Source organism: Intrasporangium mesophilum (genome assembly GCF_054783095.1).
In genome coordinates this window covers 1-1,438 of sequence record NZ_BAAGRF010000046.1, presented here as the reverse complement: position 1 = coordinate 1,438, position 1,438 = coordinate 1, and the positions used below count along the sequence as shown (strand labels likewise).

Sequence of the window (1,438 nt, the reverse complement as noted above, 5' to 3'; positions counted from 1 at the left end):
GCGGCTACTTGTTTCATTGACGGCAGGACCGGTGCCTGCGCAGGCTCTGGTTCAGGTGCCCGGGTTCGTCGCTCTCAACCGCGGCTGCCCACGATTGGTCGTGTGGCTCTCACATGGTCTGCGCCGCCCGGGCACCGCCGGGGCTGGAGAGGCTCAAGAAGGGATTGCTCTGCTCTAAGTAGCGGTGCCCTCCACGCCCACCAGTGATCGGTTCGAGGCAACGGGAGGACGGCATGGGTGAGCAGGTCCTGCGGGTCGTGATCGGGATGGACCCGCACAAGCGGACGGTGACGATCGAGGTGATGAGCGCCGACGAGACGGTCCTCGATGGGGGCCGGTTCGACACGACCGTTGAGGGGTATGCCGCGATGCTCGAGCACGTGTCGCCGTGGCCGGAGCGGGTCTGGGCGATCGAGGGCTGTGAGGGGATCGGGCGGCACATCGCGCTCCGGCTGCTGGCCGACGGGCAGGACATTGTCGACGTGCCGGCGAAGCTGTCCGCGCGGGCGCGGGTGTTCGCCACCGGGCAGGGCCGCAAGACGGACGCGACCGACGCGCACTCGGTGGCGCTGGTCGGCACGAGGATGGCTGGGCTGCGCCCGGTGGTCTCGGATGAGCGGCTGGAGGTGTTGCAGCTGCTGGTGGACCGGCGCCGTTCGATCGGTGAAGAGCACACCCGCAAGGTCAGCCAGCTGCACCGAATCCTGTTGGAAATGCTGCCTGGTGGCGCGAAGAAGTACCTGTCCGCCGCGCAAGCCAAGACCATCCTGGCCGGGGTCCGTCCCCGGGATCCGGTCGGTAAGACCCGCAAACGTGTGGCCTCGGAGCTCGTGGCGGACCTGGAGCGGATCTACGCCCGGAAGAAGGCCGCGGACAAGGAACTGCGGCAGCTCGTGGCCGCGACCGGCACGTCGCTGCTCGGGCTGCACGGGATCGGACCCTCGGGTGCGGCGCGGCTGCTGGTCGAAGTCGGTGACCTGTCCCGGTTCCCGGACCGCAACCACTTCGCCTCCTGGACCGGGACCGCTCCGGTCGACGCGTCCTCCGGCGAGCACGTGCGGCACCGGCTCTCCCGCGGCGGGAACCGGCAGATCAACCGGGTGCTGCACATCATGGCCACCGTCCAGCTGCGCACCCCGACCGAGGGACGGGCCTACTACGACCGCAAGAAGACCGCCGGGAAGACCTCGATGGAAGCGATGCGGTGTCTCAAACGCCGACTGTCCGACCTGGTGTACCGGACCATGCTCGGCGACTACGTCACCGGCCGGCTCGCCAAGGTGACGAGCCCGGGAGGGCACCGGGGCAACGACTCTGACTCCAGCGCGACCGGCTCACAACCCCACACCGGCTCTTCGGACAAGCCACTTCCCGGACCCGCCACGAGCAAGCCTAGAACTCCGCTCCGGACCGCGTCTTGACACAGAAGGGAGCCATG

At 68.8% G+C, this 1,438-nt stretch carries 1 protein-coding gene; it reads left to right on the top strand.

What is annotated here, in order from left to right:
• The first annotated feature begins 233 nt into the window (after window positions 1-233).
• The gene (locus ACYVLP_RS23500) at window positions 234-1,421 is read left to right on the top strand and encodes an IS110 family RNA-guided transposase (RefSeq protein ID WP_460629712.1); all 1,188 of its coding nucleotides are present in this window, start codon (window positions 234-236) and stop codon (window positions 1,419-1,421) included.
• Window positions 1,422-1,438 lie beyond the last annotated feature (17 nt).

Bases quoted from the DNA above. Each gene is read 5' to 3' on its own strand.
- ACYVLP_RS23500 (WP_460629712.1), top strand. From the start codon at position 234: ATGGGTGAGCAGGTCCTGCGGGTCGTGATCGGGATGGACCCGCACAAG.